General features: G+C 72.4%; 13 protein-coding genes. 10 read left to right on the plus strand and 3 right to left on the minus strand.

What is annotated here, in order from left to right:
- The first annotated feature begins 5 nt into the window (after positions 1-5).
- The 3 genes from WMF46_RS44405 (at position 6) to WMF46_RS44415 (ending at position 1,782) form a co-directional block, all read left to right on the plus strand.
- Entirely contained in the window at positions 6-254 is a 249-nt protein-coding gene (locus WMF46_RS44405; protein ID WP_272101817.1) for a glutaredoxin family protein, read from the plus strand.
- A gap of 77 nt (positions 255-331) precedes the next feature.
- A complete protein-coding gene (locus WMF46_RS44410; RefSeq protein WP_437982756.1) occupies positions 332-982 on the plus strand; it encodes a TlpA family protein disulfide reductase in 651 nt (216 codons plus the stop codon).
- 101 nt (positions 983-1,083) lie between these two features.
- On the plus strand, positions 1,084-1,782 hold the full coding sequence (locus tag WMF46_RS44415) for a GbsR/MarR family transcriptional regulator (RefSeq protein ID WP_012240929.1): 699 nt from the start codon (positions 1,084-1,086) through the stop codon (positions 1,780-1,782).
- 12 nt (positions 1,783-1,794) lie between these two features.
- Here WMF46_RS44415 and tssI read toward each other — a convergent pair whose 3' ends face one another.
- Positions 1,795-3,810, minus strand: a complete 2,016-nt coding sequence (tssI, locus tag WMF46_RS44420) for a type VI secretion system tip protein TssI/VgrG (protein WP_437982757.1) — start codon at positions 3,808-3,810, stop codon at positions 1,795-1,797.
- 53 nt (positions 3,811-3,863) lie between these two features.
- On the opposite strand from tssI, the gene WMF46_RS44425 reads away from it, so the two are divergent.
- From WMF46_RS44425 to WMF46_RS44455, 7 genes are all read left to right on the plus strand, one after another.
- The gene (locus tag WMF46_RS44425; protein WP_437982758.1) at positions 3,864-5,063 is read left to right on the plus strand and encodes a hypothetical protein; all 1,200 of its coding nucleotides are present in this window, start codon (positions 3,864-3,866) and stop codon (positions 5,061-5,063) included.
- Positions 5,063-7,300 carry a pentapeptide repeat-containing protein gene (locus WMF46_RS44430; protein WP_437982759.1) on the plus strand — a complete coding sequence of 746 codons (2,238 nt, stop codon included), beginning with the start codon at positions 5,063-5,065 and terminating at the stop codon, positions 7,298-7,300. The genes WMF46_RS44425 and WMF46_RS44430 overlap by 1 nt, the downstream gene beginning before the upstream one ends.
- The gene (locus WMF46_RS44435; protein ID WP_437982760.1) at positions 7,297-9,036 is read left to right on the plus strand and encodes a pentapeptide repeat-containing protein; all 1,740 of its coding nucleotides are present in this window, start codon (positions 7,297-7,299) and stop codon (positions 9,034-9,036) included. Before WMF46_RS44430 ends, WMF46_RS44435 begins: the two co-directional genes overlap by 4 nt.
- Before the next feature lie 19 nt (positions 9,037-9,055).
- A complete protein-coding gene (locus WMF46_RS44440) occupies positions 9,056-9,988 on the plus strand; it encodes a S41 family peptidase (protein ID WP_437982761.1) in 933 nt (310 codons plus the stop codon).
- A 4-nt stretch (positions 9,989-9,992) separates the two neighbouring features.
- The gene (locus WMF46_RS44445; RefSeq protein ID WP_437982762.1) at positions 9,993-11,153 is read left to right on the plus strand and encodes a hypothetical protein; all 1,161 of its coding nucleotides are present in this window, start codon (positions 9,993-9,995) and stop codon (positions 11,151-11,153) included.
- A 206-nt stretch (positions 11,154-11,359) separates the two neighbouring features.
- Complete coding sequence (locus WMF46_RS44450; RefSeq protein WP_437982763.1) at positions 11,360-12,220, plus strand: hypothetical protein; 861 nt, start codon at positions 11,360-11,362, stop codon at positions 12,218-12,220.
- 263 nt (positions 12,221-12,483) lie between these two features.
- Positions 12,484-13,116: a hypothetical protein gene (locus tag WMF46_RS44455; protein WP_437982764.1), complete on the plus strand. Its 633-nt coding sequence runs from the start codon at positions 12,484-12,486 to the stop codon at positions 13,114-13,116.
- 25 nt (positions 13,117-13,141) lie between these two features.
- Here the strand turns inward: WMF46_RS44455 and WMF46_RS44460 are convergent, their stop codons facing one another.
- Together WMF46_RS44460 and WMF46_RS44465 are read right to left on the minus strand one after the other, a co-directional pair.
- Positions 13,142-13,693: a DUF3540 domain-containing protein gene (locus WMF46_RS44460; protein ID WP_437982765.1), complete on the minus strand. Its 552-nt coding sequence runs from the start codon at positions 13,691-13,693 to the stop codon at positions 13,142-13,144.
- Between the two features lie 26 nt (positions 13,694-13,719).
- On the minus strand, positions 13,720-15,483 hold the full coding sequence (locus tag WMF46_RS44465) for a DUF2169 family type VI secretion system accessory protein (protein ID WP_437982766.1): 1,764 nt from the start codon (positions 15,481-15,483) through the stop codon (positions 13,720-13,722).
- Positions 15,484-15,501: the final 18 nt, after the last annotated feature.

Here is a 15,501-nt window from a genome sequence, read left to right on the forward strand (position 1 = left end):
TGACGATGAAGACGCTGACCCTCTTCACGCGCGAGCGCTGCCACCTCTGCGAGGAGGCCCACGCCGCGCTCGAGCGCGTGCGCGCCCGGCTGCCGTTCGAGCTCGCCGTCGTCGACCTCGACCGGGAGGCCGGCCCGGAGAAGCGAGCGCTGTACGACTGGGAGGTCCCCGTGGTGGAGCTCGATGGGCGGAAGATCATGAAGTACCGCGTCGACGAGCGGCGGCTCGAGCGGCTGCTCTCCGGCCCGGAGTGAAGCACCGCGTCGACGAGCGGGGGCGGGGCGTTTCGGCCCGCTTTCGCCCTGCGCCGCGCTACGCTATGCGAACCCCCGTGAAGTGGACGACCATCGCGCAGCTCGCCTTCATCCTCGTCGCTGCCGTCGCCGTCTACGGCTTCGTGCACGCCGCGCAGAATGACCAGCGCACCACCGGCTGCGAGGCCATCTGCGCCCTGCGCCCCGCGTACGCCGGCCGGAACCGGCTCGCGCCGGACTTCGAGCTGCCGGACATGAACGGCAAGCCCGTCCGGCTGTCGTCCTTCCGGGGCAAGACGGTCTTCCTGAACTTCTGGACCAAGACCTGCGCTCCGTGCCTGCAGGAGATGCCGGCGCTCGCGGAGCTCGGCCGGATCGCCCAGTCGCGCAAGGACATCGTCGTCCTCACGGTCTCGACCGACGAGGGGCCCGACGACGTGCGCGACGCGCTCAAGGTGGCCCTGAACGGAGACCCGCCGTTCCCGGTCCTCTTCGACCCGGAGTCCAAGGTCGTGATGGACCAGTACGGCACGCAGCTCTACCCGGAGACGTGGATCATCGACCCGAACGGGATCATCCGGGCCCGCTTCGACGGCGCGCGGGACTGGTCGAGCAGCCTGGCCATCGAGGTGGGCGAGATGGTCTCGCGCTGGGGCAGCTGCCCGGCCGATATCTACAAGAGCAAGCCGCGCGCCGGGGCCGTCGACGTCTGCACCGACGATTCCTGAGCGGACTTCCCGCGCCGGGGCGATCAGGCCAGGCATACGGGGAGTGGGGCGCGCTGGCCGCTTGGCGCACCCGCGAAAGATCGTTATGTGAGTCACCCATCATGACCGCCCGGAGGCCGACGTCGCCGACAGCGCACCCGCCGCAGCCGCCCGCAACCGGCGAGGGGGGCGACGGGAGCGCCTCGGACGAGCGGGTCGCGGCGGCGCGGCAGGCGCTGCTCGAGGGGGTCGGCGCCGAGATCGCCGCGTCGTTTCCCGGCATCACCCGGCTGGGTGGGCAGGTCGTGGCGGCGCTCTACCTGGCGGACGAGCCGCGCTCGATGGACGAGCTCAGCCAGGAGCTCGGCCGCTCCAAGAGCAACATCTTCGCCAACCTGCGCGGCCTCGAGGCGGCCGGGATCATCGAGCGCCGGCGGGAGTCGGGCGCGCGGCACGACTCGTTCGCGCTGCGCGGCAAGTACCCCGACGTGATCGTCGGCGCGTACCTCGGCCGCCTGCGCCGCGTGGTGCAGGACAAGCGCGCCCTCGCGCGGCGCGCGCTCTCGCTGCTCGGCGACGCGCAGGGCGCGGAGGCGGACGCGATGCGCTCGCGGCTCGACGACCTGTCGCGCAAGTACGACCTGTTCGCCGACCTGATGGAGCAGCTCCTGCCGTCGATCGACGGCCCGGTCGATCTGGAGCGGCTCATCGCGCAGGTGCCCGAGGCGATGGTCCGCTCGCTGAACGCGGCGGCCCGCGTCGCCTGGGCGGCGGGCGACGCGATCAGCCGCCTGAGCGGCCGAGCGGGGCGCAAGAAGTAGCGGCGGCCCGCGTCACCCGCGCGGCGGGCAGTCCCGCATCTCGATGAGGATGCCGGTCGACGTCTCGATCCGGTGCATCAGGTTCACCTCCCGCGCCACCGGGGACGGCGTGATCGGGTTGGGCGCGGCGCCCACGATCATCGGCCGGTCGGGGTCGCCGTCGACGAAGACCATCAGCACCTCGATGCCGGGCTTGAGCGGGAAGTGGATCCCGTAGTTCGGCCCGGCGTGCGGCTGGATCATCCGCACGAGCCGCGAGGGGAACGCGCGCGACGCGGGATCCCCCGCGTCGAAGTGGAAGCGCACCCGGTAGCGCCCCTGCTCGTCGATCGGCGAGACCTCCCCGATCTCGCCGTCCGGGAGCGGCTCCACCAGCGCCGTCACCACCCCGTGGATCTTCGGCCGCGGCGCCGTCCGCGGCGGGCGGTAGGCCTGCGCGGCGCGGACCAGGCGCGCGCGGTTGACGTACTCCTGCTCGCCGCCGGCCCCGCCCTCGATGGCCACGGGCTGCACAGCGCGGTGCTCGACCTCGACGGCCAGGAGCCGCTCGCCGTCGAGCCGCGGGTGGCCCTCGAGCGCGAAGACGGCCCCCGGGATCAGCCGGAGCTCGTCGCTCTGGCACTCGAAATAGCGGCTCGACGAGGCCCGCTCCTCCGCGCGGATCTGGGCCAGCTGCTGGCCCTCCTCCGGCGTCTTGTGGTGGGCGCCGTACTCGACGACGCCGCCCCCGAGGCCCGCCGGCGACTCGTGCGCCGCCGTCATGTCGAGCCTTGGCGTCCGGTAATTGTACTCCTGCATGACGTACGTCGCGGGGAAGGCCCTGGCCTGCTCCCTGAGCTCGAACATGTCGCGCCGCTCGCCCCGCGGCCGGAACACCACCGCGTCGCCCCCCGGCAGCGGCTGGAAGCCCGTCGGCTCGTCGGTGAACACCATCACGTCGCGGCCCGACTCGTGCTCGAAGAAGAACGAGATCCCGAGGTGCTCGGCGAGCCGTGAGATGAAGGCCAGATCCGTCTCCTTGTACTGGACGATCATCTCCCGCTGGGGGTGATCGCGGTAGAGGCGCATCACCACGTCCTCGGGCCCGAGCCCCACCATCGCGAGCTTGTGCTGGATGAGCTCTGGCACGCTGATGTCGAGGAAGACCTGCTGGAGCTCCACTAGCGTCGCGCGGAACGCCCGCGGCGCGAGCCGGAGCCGGTAGGAGCGGAAGGCGGTCTCCGTCTCGTGCCGGTCCTCCACCTCGGCGATCATGCCGTGAATGGTCCGCTCGTCCGCGCCCTGGACTTCGAACACGAGCGACGCCGCCGCCCCCAGCACCTGCTCGATCGAGAGCTCGGCGCCGTCGCTGCACACGACGTCGATGTCGTACGAGAAGAGCTGGCCGATGGCCTCTTTGCCGTGCACCCCGCGCACCCGGAGGAGGTCGCAGGAGAAATCGCTGGAGTCGAGCCGCAGGATCGGCGCCTGCCGTGCCCGGTCCCGGAGCGCGGCCTTCGGCTCTTGAAGCGCTTCCATCGGCGCCGCGCGCGCCGGGCGCGGCCCCGATTCCGCTGCGCCCGGCGCGCGGAACGGCAGGTGATCGGGCGCCCCTGGGCCGCCCTGGGACGGCGGGAGCTCCCGCGGCCCTCCGGCGCTCGCCCGCAGCGGCGATGGCGGCGCTTCCCGCGGCCCTCCGGCGCTCGCCCGCAGCGGCGATGGCGGCGCTGCCCGCGGCCCTCCGGCGCTCGCTCGCGCCGGCGCCTCGATGAGCTCTCGGTCGTCCGGAGACGGCGCTGGCGGGGCATCCTCCACCGGCCCGGCCGCCTCCTCCGGGCTCTCGGCGCACGCCGCGCGCGCGATCGGCTCGCTGCACGGGGGCTCTGCGCCGGGGGCCTCGCGGATGCGCGCGGCGGGGGGCTCCGCGGCCATCGTCACGGCGCTGGGCGCGCGGTGCGCTGTCGCGGCCGTGGGCTCCGCGCACGGCGGGGCGGCGGCGGGTGGGGACGGCTCGCTGCACCTCAGGGGTTCCGTCGGCTCTCGGTTCATCGTCGCGCCTCCTCCGCGGCTCGCCTGGTACTGTACCCGACGCGGAGGCACGCATGGGTACGCGCGAGGGTGAGGGTATCAACGGGAAATACCTCCTCATCGAGGTCCCGAATTTCAACGACGCGGCGTCCGACGCCGAGGCGATGGGCTCGTATCTGCGCCTCGGCGCGGTCAAGGACCCGAGCCTCGCCGCCAACCCGGGCGCGCCGAGGGCGACCGGCGAGGACCTCGCCGCCCGGGTCACCTCGTTCATCGACGACACCCGGAAGCGCGACGGCTGCCCCGATTTCCTCCCCGAGGCCGAGCGGCAGGCCGAGACCGCAAAGCTCCATACCAAGGGCGGCTGGCGCGACCACTCCGACGGCAACCGCATCACCACCACGCGCGGCGACAAGGTCGAGGTCATCAAGGGCAATTACCGCATGCTCGTCCTCGGCCGGCAGGAGGACACCGCCGGCTGGGACGTTTCCGGCGGCCATATCCAGGACGCCACCGATCTCTGGACCGCCGCCACCACCATCGAATGGGTCCAGAACTACAACGGCACCTGGAAGGTCACCGAGAAGACCGAGAAGGGCGACGTCGACACCACCTATCACGGCGACACGTTCGATCGCTTTTACGGCAACAAGCAAACCAGCATCACGGGCTCCGAGGCCCCCACGGCCGAGCGACCGAACCCCACCTGCCTGAGCTCCACCTGGGCGCAGCGGATCGAGTCGTACACCGGCTCGGCGGCCTGCCCTGTGCCGCTCATCTCCGATGAGACCTGGGCCGACCAGATCGCCAGCAAGACGACGGCGACCGCGATCAGCGACGAGACCACCGCGCAGACCATCTCCAGCACCACGAGCGCCACGTCGATCAGCGACGAGACCACAGCGAGCACCGTGTCCAGCACGACGACCGCCTCGCTCGTGTCGGATACCACCATCGGCGAGGTCCAGTCGGTGACGATCGGCAATACGAGCGACGTCACCATCGGCAATGCGGCGTCGATCACCGTCGGCGCCACCGAGGAGGTCACGATCGGCGGCCTTGTCGAGCTGACGATCGCGGCCATGCTCGAGGTCTCGCTCACGGCGGGCGTCTCGATCAACATGGGCCCCAAGGCCGAGCTCAACCTGACCAACCGGCAGGAGCTCTCCCAGTTCCGCACCAACGTGAAGAACATCTGCGCGAGCGTCTCGTCGGCCGAGTCGGTGAGCACCGGGGCGTACAACGTGATGTCCGGCGTCATCAACCTGTTCTGATGCAGACCCGGAACCTCACGCCCTTCCCCTTCGGCGCCAAGGTCTGCTCGCGCAGGCCGCCGCAGCCCGAGGTCGTCCTCGTCGTCCGCGGCCGGTTCTCGCTCCGCCTGGGCGAGCCGCTCGCGCCGCTGGAAGGGCAGCTCGCGCAGGGGGCGCTGACCGCCGAGACCTTCGAGGGGGGCGAGGGCGAGCGCGACGGCGAATGCACGTACCCCGGCGATTTCGCCGACTGGAAGCCGGCCGCGGATCTCCTGCTCCGCGGCGCCTGCCACCCGCCGCCGGGCGAGCCGCAGCGCGAGCACCCCGTGGGGTTCGCGGTCGGGAGCTGGTCGAAATCGCTGCTCGTTCCGGCGCCGCGCGAGGGCCGCCTGGTGCCCGCGCCCTTCGGGCCGATCCACCCGGACTCGCCCGAGCACCGCCGGATGCTCGGCAAGGAGTACGGCCCCTCGTACCGGAAGGCCCGCGCTCCGTGGTACGCCGAGGACTTCGACTGGGCCTATTTCCAGGCCGCTCCGCCGGATCAGCGCCTCGCCGGCCACCTGCGCGGCGACGAGGAGGTCACGCTCCTGAACCTCCACCCCGCCGCGCAGACCGCCTCGTTCCGCCTGCCGGGCCTCCGGATCCGCGCGGTCGTCGAGGACGCCCAGGGCCGCGTGCAGGACGCCCGCATGAGCCTCGACACCCTCTTCGTCGAGCCGGACGCGGGCCTCGTGACGCTGACCTGGCGCGGCCACGCCGAGGTGGCCGAGGACGATCTCGCCGACGTGCGCGCCGTCGTCATCGCCGCCGAGCCGCTCTCGGCTGCGCCGCTGCCGCTCGACCAGTATCGGGAGACGCTCGCCCAGCTCGCCCGCGATCCGCGCGGCCTCGAGGACCTCCCGCCGGAGGTGCGCGACGCCTACGACCTCGTCCGCGACGGCGCGCCGCGGCCGCCGACCGCGGACGAGGCGGATCCGGTGTCGAAGCTCCTCGCCGAGCGGCTCGGCGGCCTGCACGCGCCGGAGCAGGACCGCGTGCGGCAGCTCGTCGCGAAGCTCCGGGCCCTGCGCACCCCCGAGGGCGTCGACCTCGAGCGCACCATCGCGCAGGCGCTCGCGCGGCTCCCGGCGCAGCGGCAGGCCGCGTACCTCCCGGCCGCGCCCTCGGGCACGCCGCGCGTCCCCATGGGCGGCGCGCTCGACGCGCTCGTCGCGCGCGTCGAGGAGCTCCGGCGGGACGCGGCCGCGCGCGGGACGGCGCTCGTCGACGCGCGCGTCGAGCGCCTCGACGCGCTGCTCCGCGACGCCCGCCTTCGCGAGATCGTCCCCGGCTACCGGCTCCCCGGCGAGGCCGCGGCGCCGCCGCCCGAGCCCGGCCCCGGCGCCGACCTCTCGGGGCGCGATCTCTCCGGGCAGGACCTCTCGGGCCGGGACCTCTCCGGCGCGCTCCTCTCGGGCGCGCTCCTCTCGGGCGCGAACCTCTCGGGCGCGAACCTCTCGAACGCGGATCTCTCGCGGGCCGTGCTGTTCGAGGCGAACCTCGAGGGCGCCGCGCTCCCGGGCGCCGACCTCTCCCAGGCGAACCTCACGGGCGCGCGCGCCGCGGGCGCCGATCTGCGCGGCGCGACGCTCGACCAGGCCATCTTCACCCGCGCCGAGCTCACCCGCGCCCGCCTGGCGAGGGCGCGGGGGCGCGGCGCGCTGCTCGACGAGGCCGACCTCCGCGAGATCGACGGGGAGGAGCTCCACCTCGACGGCGCCGTCCTCCAGGGGGCGAAGCTCGATCGGGCCTGCTTGCGGGGCGCGGCGCTCGTCGGGTGCATGTGCGCCGGATCCTCCGCGACAGAGGCGGACCTCACGGGCGCGTCCCTGCCGCGCACGAGCTTCACCGACGCCGATCTCGAGCGCGCGACGCTCGTGGAAGCGCGCGGCGAGGGCGCGGCGCTGCTCCGGGCGAACCTCGACGGCGCCGACCTCCGGTATGCGTCCCTCCCGCGGGCGCACCTCTCGTGGGCCTCGGCCCGGGGCGCGCGCTTCGCGTGCGCGGTCCTGCGCGGGAGCCGCTTCTACCGCGCCTCGCTCGAGCGCGCCGACCTCGCGCAGGCCGACCTCTTCGGCGCCGACCTCTGCAAGGCGCGCCTCGACGGCGCCTCCTTCGCCGGGGCCAGCCTGTACGGCGCCCGCCTCGAGGGCGCGAGCGCCGCCGGCTGCGATTTCAAGGGGGCGAACCTGCGGCGCTCCAGCCTGGAGGGCACGTGAAGAACGTCGAGGAGCTCCTCGAGCGCATCCGCGCCGGCGCGCCGCTCCACGGCGCCCGCCTCGAGGGCATCGACCTCTCGGGCCGGGATCTCACGAACCTCGATCTCGCCCGCGTCAAGTTCCTCCGCACCAGCCTGCGCGGCGCGCGGCTCGCGGGCAGCGCGCTCTCGGGCGCGCACTTCGTCGAGTGCGACCTGCGCGACGCGGACCTCGCGGGCTGCGCGCTGGACGGCGCGCTCGTGCTCGGCTCGAACCTCGAGGGCGCGCGCCTCGCCGGCGCGACGCTCACCCGCGCGAAGCTGTCGTACCAGCGCCTCGCCCGCGCCGATCTCTCCGGCGCGACGCTCACCGAGGTCGAGGCGGTGGGCTCGGACTGGTCCGGCGCCCGGCTCGCGGGCGCGACGATCGAGGGCTCGCGCCTCGACCTCGCGAACCTCGAGGGCGCGGATCTCACGGAGGCCCGCGTCGCGCGCGCCTCGTTCACCCGTGCGAACCTCCGCCGCGCGCGCCTCGCCCGCGCTCGCGTCGAGGCCTGCGCCTTCGTGGGGGCCGATCTCGGCGGCGCGGACCTCGACGGCGCGGAGCTCGATCGCGCGGTCTTCGTCAAGGCGGACCTTCGCGGCGCCCGCTTCCCGAAGCGCATGCACGGCGTCGTCCTCGACGAGGCAAAGCTCGGCCGGCCCGAGCTCGCGGGCAAGGACCTCGCCGGGACCGACCTCTCGGGCGCGGATCTCTCCGGCCTCGACCTCACGGGCGCGGATCTCTCCCTCTGCTCGCTGCGCGGCGCCGACCTGCGCGGCGCGAGCCTCTGCGGCGCCCGCCTCGAGCGCTCGATCCTCTCGGACTGCGATCTCACGGGCGCGGACCTCCGGGGCGCGAGCCTCCTCGGCTGTGACCTCTCGCGCTCGATCCTCCGCGGCGTGGACCTCTCGGGCCGCGATCTGGAGTCGGTGATCCTCATCGAGGCCGATCTCGAGGGCGCCGATCTCACGGCCGCGCGCCTCATCCGCTGCATCCTCGACAGGGCGCGGCTCTCCCGCGCGAACCTCACGCGCGCGGTGCTCCAGCAGGCGCTCCTCCGCGGGGCCGCGCTGGAGGGCGCCGTGCTCGGCAAGACGATCTTCGACCGCGTCGATTTCACCGGCGTGGATCTGCGCGCCGTCTCGTTCGCCGGCCTCACGGTGCACCGCTGCGCCTTCATGGAGGCGAACCTCGAGCGGATGAGCCTCCGCGACTGCGATTTCATGGGCAGCGATTTCTCGAAGGCGAACCTGCGCGGCGCCGATTTCGAGGGATCCATCCTGACGCAGGCCAGGCTCCGCGAGGCCGCGCTGGACGGCGCGAGCCTGCCGAACGTCGCGGCGAAGGCCGCCTATTTCGGCGGCGCCTCGCTGCGCGGGGCGAAGCTCTCGCGGGCGATGCTCCGGTACGCCACCTTCACCCGGGCGGATCTCGACGGCGCGAACCTCGCCGCCGCGGATCTTCGGGACGCCATGCTCGATCATGCCGAGGCCCGCGGCGCGCTCTTCCTCTCGGCGCGCCTCGAGCGCGCCGACCTGTCGCACGCGCGGGTCGAGGAGGCCGACTTCAGCGAGGCCGATCTCGGCGGCGCCAACCTGCACGCCCTCCACGACAAGGGCGCGCGCTTCTCCGGCGCGAGGCTGCTCGGCGCGCGCCGGACGGACGTCGACCGGCTGGAAGCGGAGGCGTACACGCCCCCGCGTCGGCCCCGATAAGAGCGAAAGGAGCGGACGCGTGCTGCCTGCGAGCAACAACGGCGCCGGGATGAACATCGGGTTTCCGGACGTGTGCCTGACGCCGGTGGGGCCGGTGGTGGTGCCGATTCCGTACCCGAACTTCGCGCTCAACGCGATGGCGGTGAATTTCTCGGTGAAGGTGAAGGTGTCGATGATGAACGCGCTGAACCTCGGCACGACCATCCCGATGACCTTCGGGATGGAGCCCGGGGTGGCGCACCCGCTCTACATGGATTTCGGTGCGTATGTGGCGGGCAACTCCAAGGTGATCATCGAGGGGTTGCCGGCGATCAACCTCACCTGTCCCACGACCGGGAACGCCGGGAACAACGCGGTGGGCGCGGTGCTGGTGCCGAGCGCGGTGAACGTGTTCTACACGTGCGCGGCGGCGCCGGAGGAGGTGATTTCCGGCGCGGGGAACGTGGCGCACACGCTGCTGGGCGATGGGATCGGGGTGATCCGGATCCGGGCGTTCTCGCTGGAGGTGCCGGCGCTTGTGTACCGAGCGATACGGGCGCTCGAGGCGGAGGGGATGCGGGAGCTGGTCATCGATTTACGGGACAACCCGGGAGGCGAGTTGCGGGCGTTCGTGGAGCTCGCGGGGGATTTCCTGCCGGCGGGAAGCGTCGTGGCGACGGTGACGGACGGTGACGGGGACGAGGTAATCTATCGCTCGCGGCAAGAGGACCCGTATTCGGTGCCCGTGACGATCCTGGTGAACCGCGGGACGGCGTCGGCGGCGGAGCTGTTCGCGGGGTGCTTGAAGGCGCACGGGCGGGCGGCGATCGCGGGGGAGAGGACCTACGGAAAGGGAGTGGGGCAGGCGCTCTGCGCGGGCCAGCGGGGAGCGCGGATGATGACGGCGGTGCGGGTGACGCTGCCGGATGGGGCAGAGGTGCAGGGCGTGGGGGTCGGGCCGGGGGAGGGGTGATGTCGTGCCCAACTGGCTGAGGGCCCTCCTGTGCTGTGGCAATCCCAAGAAGCGGGCGGTCGCGTTCGGCGGTGATCCTCCGACCATCACGGCGTCGACCCATGGTCACGGGGCTTCGCTGCCAGCGATGAGCGACGGCGGACCGGAGCCCTCGGGCCCCAAGGCGCGCGCCCCCGCGCGGGCCGATGATCCGGGGAGCGCCATGACGCGCGCTTATCTCCGCGACGACGCCCGCCCCGCGATCTTCGAGTGCGGCGCCGCGGGCGATCGCCCGACGCAGGCGCGGGTGACGATGCTCCCGTTCACGCACCCCTACGACTGCAACGGCTCTGTGGAGGCGAGGCTCGCTCTGCTCGGGCAATGCCTCGACCGCACCGCCAAGCTCGGCGCAGGCGACGACGACGGGACGCTGCCGATACTCCTGGCCCCGGAGGCGTTTCTCTCGAACCAGGATGGCGGGGCGCTGACGGATGAGGAGCACCGGAGAGCATTCAAGCGCATCGCGCAGTACAGCAAGGAGCACCCCGGGGTGCTGATCATCCCCGGGACATGTTACTTCACGACCAAGAAGCAGGTGTTCAACGTCGTCCCCGTGTTCTACGGCGGCGAGCTGCAGTGCGTGTACTGCAAGCGATGGCCGGGCGGGAACGAGAGGATCGAGGGGCGCACCTGGGGAACGGTGTACCCCGACGCCTCCAGGGACACGAGGGCGCTCTTCCGGTTGCGCGGCCTCACCTTCGCGACCGAGGTGTGCAACGATTACCGGCGGAACCACGTCCTTCGATTCTACGATGAACACGTCAAGGACAGCGAAGAGTACGCCGATATGGAGGGCGTCGATGTCCACATCCTCCCCTCGCTCGGCGTGCTCCCCGAGACCGATTGGCTCAGCACCTACACCGACAGGGCGGAGGGCGCGACCAAGGATCAGCGGGTGATCAAGTTCACGCACTCCCGTGCTCGGAAGGGTGGGTATTTCCTCCACTGTGACGCAGGCGCCTCGGGCGAGGACCCTCCCGACGAGACGCAGATCAAGGACACGAAGTGCACCATCCACAGGCGCAAGGACGATGACGCGGATCACACGGGCTACGTAAAGATCGATGGGACCGTGCAGAGCGGGTCCGGGCTGATATCCTTCGGCCCCCTCCTTTTCCCCAGCTAGCTACCGGGATGCCTAATTCGCCTCCCCAGAAGAGGAAAGCGTCGAGCCCGACGCAGCGTGCCACTGCGGCTCGTGGCAAGCCACCGACCATCCCCTCATCGGGCGTAGGCAAGGAGCACGCCTCCGGCTTCGAATCTGGCGAGGAAGATCTCAGCGTCCCAGAGCCCGTCCCGGTGCGCGTCTCGGAGCCCGGACAGCGCGCGGCGATGAATTCGGCGCTCGTCGACCGCTACTACAGCTCGGACGATGAGCACGGCGGCGACTCCCCTGAAAGCGGCGCTGCTGAAATCCTGAAGCAGGCGCTCGAGGGGCACCTGGATCAGCTCCAGGGCGAGGGCGGCGAGGGCTATCTGGAAGAGAACTGGCAGCGAATATACCGCGACGTCGTGAATGCCGACGACCTCGGAGAGCTGTACGATCTCAAGTTCAGGACCATCGATCAGGTCCAAGAGCTTTGGGACAGCGGTTCCGACGTGGCCGATTTTCTCGCCGACCGGCGCATGGCGCTCGTGCTCGACGCCCTGCGCTCCGCGGAGCTCCCGCCACGCTCCGACCGAGGCAACCAGGCCCTGGCCGACCGGGCGGTGGCGCTCGGGGGACGCTTCACGTGGATTCACGGGGGGAAGATGGACTTCACGCGCTGGCTCCTCGACGACGACGCCATCGACGAAGCGTCCGCCCGGTTCAACTGCTTCGAGGCCGTCCTGTACGCGGCCGTGACAGGCAGTGTGATCGACAGGGAGCGGGTCGCCGCCATCTACAGGCGGTACGGCGGCAGCGAAGGGAATAGCCTCGGCGATGCGCTCTCCATACTGTTCGGGGAGGCGACGCCCCTCTACGACCTGGTTGAGCAGGGCCACCTGCCCGCGCCAGGAGACGTCCTCGTCTTCAGGGACGTGGAGACCCATGTAGCCCTGTCGCTCGGCGGGAACGCTGTCATCAGCCTCTGGGATCGGCCCAACGACACGTCGACCTACCAGCAAACAACGATCACCGCGCTGGTTGACGCCAGCGGGCTCTCGGCCTTGGATATCATGGTCATGTCAGGCGGCTTCACGCCCGTGTAGGCGAGGCGCTATCGTCCGGCCGCGAGGCTTTGATGGAGGACAGTCGATCGAGCAAAACGCGACCCGGGGCAGCGAACACGCCCACGAAGCGGGTCACCGGTCGCCAGACGGCGGCGACCGTCCCGAACAAGGCCGTCCCGAAGGTCGCTCCGAAGGCTGCACCGAAGGCCGTCCCGAAGGTCCCTTCGCCGGCCGCCGCGAGCGCTCCGCCGGGCGCCGGAACATCGCCCCCGAGGTCCGACGCGGCAGGCGACGGCACGGGAATGTCCGAGCAGGTCGCGGCGGCGCTGACGCAGCAGTACTGGAGCGAGTCGACGAGCACCACCTCAATGGCTCCTGAGCGCGATGAAGCGCCGCGCGCCTCGATCAGCGAGGGCGGGCCATCTGGCGCGACGGCGCCCTCTGAGCCTCCCCGGAGCACCATCAATCAGCCCCGCGGCGATATCAGCTGCTCCGTCTATGCACCCCTGTGTGCCTACCAGCTCCACACTGGGCAGCTGCCGAACGTGAGCGAAATCCTCAAGAAGATCGGGCATCGGCTCGGAGGAAACAGCGATCAGGCATTCAAGAACCTCTGCGGATACGGGCTCACGCGCGGTCAGGCCTACTCCGCGGGGTGGGGCGGCACGCTGGCGAAGGCGACCGAGAGGGGGTACCCCGTGGCGATCGGCGTCACGTGGAGCAACAGGGCTCGTTCCGGCAATCACTGGGTCTATTACGTTGGCGAGCACGGCGGGAAGCTGTATGCCCGGGATCAGCAGAACAATCACCATCTGATCACGATCGATCCAGCGAGCTGGACAGGCAGCGCTGAAGGCGGTTGGTCTTACAAGATCACGAACATCGGTGTGGGCTTTCCCAGCCAGGAAGCTGCAAGGGATTTCCTCAAGTCATGATCCGGCCGCGGCGCACCTCGGGGGGCTACCCCAGGTGGATCTCCTTCCCGTTGATCGTCATCGTCTCCTCGGTCAGCACCGTCGCGCTCTTCGCCTTCGTCGTCGCCGACCCGTCCACCACCGTGTGGCTCTCGCGCGCGTGCAGGCTGAACAGGTCCGTCACGCGCTGGACGAGCGACGCCGCCTTCTGCACGATCGACCCCGCGAACACCCGCACCTTGTCGCCGTGCAGGTCCACCTCCGGCCCCCGGAGCTCCACGCCCCGGTCCCCAGAGAGGCGCAGCGCGCCGCCCGCGGCCCGGACGTCGACGTCGCCCTGGAGCTCCAGCGTCACCTTGCCGGTCCCGTGCAGGACGCCGATGACATAGAGGCGCGCGCCTCGGCCGATCACGAGGAGCACGTCGCCCACCGCTGGCGCATACGGGAGCGCCAGCGCCATCGTCGCCTCTCCGCTCTCGCCGTCCGGCAGCTCGACCATCACCGCCTGGCCGCGGGCCTCCAGCACGTGCGCCGGCCCCAGGTACTCCTCGGCGCGCGCGGACGCGGCGCGCTCCCGAACCACGGCTCCCTCCGACATGGTGGTCCCTCCATCCTCGCTCCGGCTCAGTCCTTGCGGAAGCGCTTGTACAGGCTGCCAAGGAGATCGGGCCGCTCCCGCTTCGGCGCGGACGGCGCCGCGGTCGGCGCGCGTGGCTCGGGCGAACGCTCGACCTGCGGATCGCGCTCCGGCGCGGGCAGCGGCTCGGACGCGCGCGCGGGCGTGGGCGTGGCCACCGGCGCAGGCGCGGCGGCCTGCGTTGGCGCAGCTGCAGGCGTGGCGATCTCCACGGGCGCAGGCGGAGGCGTGATGTCTAGCGCGGGCGATGGTGCCGTCTGCGCGGGTGACGGTGCCGTTTGCGCGGGCGCGGGCGCAGGGTCTGCGCGTTGCGCAGGCGCGGCCTCCGGCTCGCGCAGATCGACCGTCCCTTCCAGCGGCGACGCGATCACCGGGACCGCCGACGCGCCGCCCGTCGCCCACGGCGCGCTCGGGCGCTCGCCGCCCTCCCGCTCGCCGCGCATCCCCGCGGGCGCGATCGGAAACGGCGCGCTCACCGCGTCGTCCTGGCGCGGGCCTCGGACCCTCACGAGCGGCGCGGCCTGCTCCTCGCGCGGCCTCCGCTCGCTCCCCGCCGGCGGCAGCGTGTCATCGAGCGGGAACGTGCCCTCCAGCGGGTGCGCCCCGCCGCGCGACGGCTCTCGCGCCGCCGCGACGCTCACCGGCGCGTCCACGACGTCGTCCTCGCCGAGCCGCACCGTGGAGCTCCAGTCCGTCCGCTTCGCGCTCTCCCCCGCCGCCGCGCCCGCCGCGCCCGCGGGCGCCTCGCTGAGGTCCGGCCACGGCACGGGCTCGTCCCCGACCTCCACGCCCACGGCGGCGCGCAGCGCCGGGAGCACCTCCTCCGAGGCCACCTGGAAGCTCCCGCGGAAGACCACCGCGCAGCGCTCGGCGTCGGGCTGCACGATCAGCGTGTCGCCCACGAGCGGCAGCCACCGCGCCGCGCCGTTCGGCAGGAGGATCGTCGCCAGCGCCCGCAGCGCCGGCAGCCGCGTCGCCAGCGCCGGGTGGTGCTGGCTCAGGCCCTCCATCACGATCTCCTCGCCGCCGAGCACCCGGTCGAACCGCTGGTCCACCGGCGCGGACTGGAAGTACGACCAGTCGAAATCGTCCGGGATCGACGCGATCCCCTCCAGCTCGGCGCGCGCGAGCCCGCGCAGCAGCCGCGCCCGGCTCGGCACGATCGGCGGGATCGGCCCGAGGCCGACCGGCGCGCGCCCCCCGCCCGGCGGCAGCAGGTTGGGCAGCGCGCCGCGGCCGCCCACGTGCTCGTCGACGCCGGCCCCGACGCCGAGCGGGTTCTCCGGCTCCCCGGGGCCGCCATAGGCGCGCTGGTACTCGATCGGCATCTTCACGAACGGCTCGGGCAGCGCCGCCGCCGCCGCGCCGCCCGCCCGATCGCCCATGACCTCGAGGCGCTTGTCCACCAGCGCCGCCCCCGCGCGCAGGATCGCGAGCCGCACCGCCATTCCCCGGACCGGCGCCCCGCCCGGCGCCCACGCGTGCCCGGTGAGCACCACCTCGGCGCGCGCCAGCCAGGGCGCGAGCTCGCTCGCCGCGAGCAGCGGCTTCATCGGGTTGCCCCGCGTGTAGACCTCGCTCCGCACCAGCTCCAGCGGCGCGATCCGCCGCGCCTCGCCGCCGGGGACCAGCGCGAAGGTCGCCTTGGCGACGAGGGTCACGTGGAGCTGGCCGCGGCTGCGCCACAGCGTCGCGCCCGCCGCGATCGGGCCGGCGCGGAGGACGTCGAGGGCAGGGCGCGCGGTGGTCATGGGCGAGGAGCGCCCGCG

The organism is Sorangium sp. So ce117, from assembly GCF_051524395.1.
GTDB lineage: Bacteria > Myxococcota_A > Polyangia > Polyangiales > Polyangiaceae > Sorangium > Sorangium cellulosum_B.